Origin of the sequence: Velocimicrobium porci, assembly GCF_009696045.1 — a bacterium.
Lineage (GTDB): Bacteria > Bacillota > Clostridia > Lachnospirales > Lachnospiraceae > Velocimicrobium > Velocimicrobium porci.
This window is the reverse complement of the sequence record NZ_VUMT01000047.1, coordinates 1-4,863: the sequence shown is the minus strand read 5'-3', so window position 1 is coordinate 4,863 and position 4,863 is coordinate 1. Positions and strand designations below refer to the sequence as shown.

Here is a 4,863-nt window from a genome sequence, read left to right as displayed (position 1 = left end):
AGACGACACAGGAGACAGAATGGAAGAGACAATCCAGTAAGGAACGGTCTTTCAGGAAAAAGTCACGAAGGTTTTCATCAATAGTGAAAACGCAGTGGCGGTGCTGTACGTTAACGAGCTTAAAGGACATACTGGTAGTACGTTCCATGGCATATTTATTGCCGCAGGTAGGACAGAACCGGCTGTGACAACGGAAAGGAACAAATTTAAGGTTTCCGCAGTGAGGGCAGCCATACATGGCACCGCCAAAAGAAGGATCACCACAGTGGATCATCTTATCGATATTTTCCATCTCAGTATCTCTGGGATGAAGAGTATACTTAATTTCTTCATAATAGTCGGTAAAGATTCTTTGTAAGATATTCATAACCCTATTATGCAGGAAAAATTAACAAAAAGAAACCCCTAAATTCCCTCAAGATTGAGGGCAGGGGAGTTGAAGTGTCGAAGACACTTTTTTATAACAAAAATATGCAAAGGTCATGGGAGGTACAGTGGAACTTATATATTTATACATAAAAAAATATGAAGAAGTTTTTGAAAATGTAGAATTTAATTTTTCGTCAAATTATATAGCTACAATGAAAAATAATCAGTTGCTTATTGAAAAAAACAAGAAATCAGTAAAAAAATACTATGGAGACAATATAAATAATGTAGTTATGTTTTTAGGGAAGAATGGAGTGGGAAAATCTACATTATTAGATATATTGGGAATGAATAGAAAAGACAGAATCTCTGATACATATCAAAGAAAATCAAGAAAAAGAGATATAAAATATTCATATTTTATTCTTTATCATTTATATGATGATTATTTTGGTTTTGAGTTTGTAGACTATAACTTTTTAAGTGGAAAGGATAGAATATCTAATATTGATATGCAAAATGAGAATGCAGAAAGTGCATTGTACAAATTGCCTATGGGAAACATTTTTAAATTAGAAAATGAAGTATTTAAATACTGTGACAATATCATGGTCCAGTGGTTGGGGAACCAGGATATTAGAAGCAAATTGGAATATGCTTATATTACTTCTGATAAATATAATAACAGGATTAGTAATAGGTATCGAGAATATTATGAGGATTACATGTTTGAAAGAAGATATTATCTGGAAGGAAGCAACTATGAACATTTGTACAAGTATTTTATTTACTTAAAAGATATAAATAATGAACTGTTACAAGAAAAAAATATTACGATAGAGAACAGTATAAAAATTGATGAGCATATGTTAGACTCTGATAAAAGCAGGGGGGATTATCTGCATCATAAAAAAAGAGAATTAGATGCTCAATTTGACTTAAAGAGCAATGTGCAAATTGAAATTGAAAAAAAGTTTAATAAAAAGAAAATTAAAAAAGATTCACGGAGCAAAAAAGAGATTTTTCTGGAAACCTTTTGTGCAGAAGCAATAGAATACTATTTTTTAGAACAATTTGTAGGATGGAGTGAAAATGAAGGGAAAAGAATTGATGTTAATAGAGCGGATATGAGTTTAGCTGATGTAGAGAGAGCTATAAGTGAATTGGATGAGAAGTTAAAAACAGAAGTCATAAATGGATTAACAGAAATTATGGATTTTCAAGAAGAGTATGCACTTTTGTTATATAAAATTCAAAATAGTCGGACAGAAAATGGAAAAATTGATTTGAAAGCTGTATTAGAATATACATTAAATAGGGTGGAAATTGCAGCAAGTGGTACAATAAATATTTTTGACAGACATGCAGTCACTGAAATTTTGAATTTGTTAGAAGAACTTCCAAAATCATATTTTGTCGGCAAGAGGTCAATAAGAATTAAATGTGAATCGGGAAAAATAAACGAAAAGATAATTGAGCTGTTAAGGAAATACGATTATTATTTCAAAATAAGAAATAATGAACAGGGGAGTAATCGTATTTCTAGAATATTAAGTGTTAGCTTTCCTAAGATGTCAGAGGGACAACGTGTCTTTTTAGACATTATTTCAAAAGCTATATCTGCAATTTATACCATACAGCCAGGTGATAGTTTAGTGCTGTTAATTGATGAGCCAGATAGAGCATTACATCCAGAATTAGCCAGAAGATTTTTAGCAACATTACTGGATAGTATCAATAAATGTCAGGATAGAAATATTCAGATTATATTGTCAAGTCATTCCCCTTTTATAGTTACGGATATACTACCTGAATATGTATATTCAATTGATACTGAAAATGGAAAAAGAAAAATCATAAATAATAAAGACACATATGCCACGAATATCTATTATTTATTAATGGATTCCTTTATGCTTGAAAATACATTTGGAGAATATTCATATAGGCAGTTAAAGAATATAGTACAAATTCTAAATGAAAAGGAAGAGATTGGGGAGGAAAAGCTGGAATGGATTAAAAATATTATTGATCGAGTGGGCGAAAAAACGATTAAAAAGAAAATTATGCAATTATATGAAAAAAAAGCCCATGATAAAAATAATTTGATAAATATGTTGTTGACGGAAAAAGATGAAAATAAATTATTAAAAGTCAGGGAAATATTAGAAAAAAATGATTAAGATACCTTTATCTGAAAGCCAAAAGAATAAAATAGAGAATATATATTGGGACTGGATTTGTAAATATCATATAGAAAAGTTAATAGAAACTATTAAAAATGACAAAACAATGAGAGAGTTAGTATTAAATGGAACAAAGGATTTGAAGGCTGCTATAAAAAAATTCCTTTTATCGGATTACAGTGAATTAGAAATTATAAAAGAACGTATTGATAAAATAAGAGAGAGTAATGCTTCTTTAAAAAAAAGCACGAAAGATTTTTTATTTGCAAGATATGTAAATTATAGAAACTCACAGGCAGCAAAAATTGTTAATATACTTGGAATGACAGTATGCCCATATTGCAATCAAAATCATATAAATGTAGTATATGAGAAAGAAAATAAAGTGCGATTCTGGGGAGATTTAGACCATTTTTACGATAAAAGCACATATCCGGAATTAGTAGTTTGTTTATATAATATGATTCCGGTTTGCAAGGTTTGTAATCAGCTGAAATCATCTCAAAAAGGAAAGCTTGTTAACCCGTATAATTGTAAAGTAAAGAGTAATATTAAGTTTAGGACAGAATTTGATGAAAAAGTAGATTTGGATTATTTACAGGGGAAATCACAAAACTTTCATATTACAATTGATAAATATGAAGCAACAGAGGAAGATTTGGAAGAAATAAAGTTATTTGATTTGGAAAACAGATATAAACAATTAAAACAGAATGCTCAGGAAATTATAATAAAATCAAGAGCATATGACAGCTTATATCAAAATCAATTAAAAAAAGAATTTGAATTAGATGATGAAGAAATTATGTCATATATTTTTGGTTATACAGATAATCATTTAAATCGAGTGTTGTCAAAGTTTAATTTGGATATTATGAACGAGTTTATAAATAATGATTAATTATGTTATGAGATAAATTTATATAAGCCATTTCCTGATATTTTATCAGAGCATCGTGGGTGAATTCTAGATTACTATTTCCAAGGGCAAATAAAGAACAAAAATAATTTTGCTAGATGATTTTGTGAAACTTATAGAAGAATAACTTTTTTGTTTATATTTTGAATATTATATCTATAATATAGTAACTTTGTTGGAGGGGACGCCCTACAAGAGGGCTACAACCTGTAGATGCAATAAGCCTTAAACAGTCTCATAAGGGAAGTTTAGGGGTTATTTTTTATTACATAGGCAATTTCTCAATGAATTGGTAGTCTGAACCAAAACCAAGGGAATTTTATTTTCCACATATTTATTCAAAAATAGCCAAAAAATAGGACTTGAAGTATTTGAAAATCATTTTATAATTAAAATTGATGTAAAACTTTTCCAAACTATAAAGTGTAATCTTTTAGAAAAGAAAAACATCGATGTTATCTGTAAATTTAAAAATTAACAAAAGAGGTGGAGAAAAGTGAATGTAACAGTGCGGTATGATGACAATCCTTATTGGGATATACAAGATATCTCAGTAATAGGTACTTTTAACAAATTCAATTGGGAAGAGGGGAAGATGAGAAAGGAGGGAAACAGTTGGATTTATGAAACAGAGTGTCCTCCAGGGGAGTATCGTTATAAATTGTTGGTTAATGGAGAAATACAACTGAATGACCCATATAATAATTTATTTGAACAAGATGGGGATGATACACTTTGGTCGCTCATTATGATTGATGAAGATGGGAGAAGATTATTTAATCCAAATCAATATACAGTTCATGTCAGTGACTATACGCTTTCACCATTAGTAACAGAAGGGGAGGTTGTAAAAAGTAAAAAGTATTATAACGTAGTAGCAGATAAAAAAGTAGTAGCAAGATTTCGCTTTCAGAATGTAACAGGGGTTCATGCTGTAACGGCAGCTTGGTATGCACCGGATGGAACATTATTTGAATATGCAGAAAATGCGTTATGTGCTGATAACGAACAAGAAGAGATTACATTATGGTTTTGGCTTGATACCCAAGAAGTAATGGGAGCCGGAGAGTATGGAACTTGGAGTTTGAAATTGTTTGTTGATGGAGAATACATATTAGAAGATTTGTTTACAATTGAGTCAATGAATCGTGTAATGAGAAGTCAACTGGTATAAGGGAGAAAAAATTATGAAAATTTCGAGAAATGTAGCACCTAAAACAAGGGTAGTATCAAGACCAGCACCGAAGCCAACACCAAAAGCAGTATCAAGACCAGCACCGAAGCCAACACCAAAAGCAGTATCAAGACCAGCACCGAAGCCAACATCAAAAGCAGTATCAAGACCAGCACCAAAGCCAACACCAAAAGCAGTATCAAGACCGGCACCGA

At 30.7% G+C, this 4,863-nt stretch carries 4 protein-coding genes and 1 pseudogene; 4 read left to right on the top strand and 1 reads right to left on the bottom strand.

The window, feature by feature from the left end:
• A partial coding sequence (locus tag FYJ58_RS14335) for a transposase zinc-binding domain-containing protein (protein WP_205839285.1) occupies positions 1-367 on the bottom strand: 367 nt, incomplete at its 3' end.
• Between the two features lie 127 nt (positions 368-494).
• Between FYJ58_RS14335 and FYJ58_RS14330 the strand changes: the two genes are divergently transcribed.
• The 4 genes and pseudogenes from FYJ58_RS14330 to FYJ58_RS14315 form a co-directional block, all read left to right on the top strand.
• A complete protein-coding gene (locus FYJ58_RS14330) occupies positions 495-2,552 on the top strand; it encodes an AAA family ATPase (RefSeq protein WP_205839284.1) in 2,058 nt (685 codons plus the stop codon).
• Positions 2,545-3,456 carry a hypothetical protein gene (locus FYJ58_RS14325; RefSeq protein WP_154520363.1) on the top strand — a complete coding sequence of 304 codons (912 nt, stop codon included), beginning with the start codon at positions 2,545-2,547 and terminating at the stop codon, positions 3,454-3,456. The genes FYJ58_RS14330 and FYJ58_RS14325 overlap by 8 nt, the downstream gene beginning before the upstream one ends.
• A 514-nt stretch (positions 3,457-3,970) precedes the next feature.
• On the top strand, positions 3,971-4,648 hold the full coding sequence (locus FYJ58_RS14320; RefSeq protein ID WP_154520362.1) for a glycogen-binding domain-containing protein: 678 nt from the start codon (positions 3,971-3,973) through the stop codon (positions 4,646-4,648).
• A gap of 13 nt (positions 4,649-4,661) precedes the next feature.
• Positions 4,662-4,863 (top strand): annotated as a pseudogene (locus tag FYJ58_RS14315) (hypothetical protein); the annotation flags it as partial.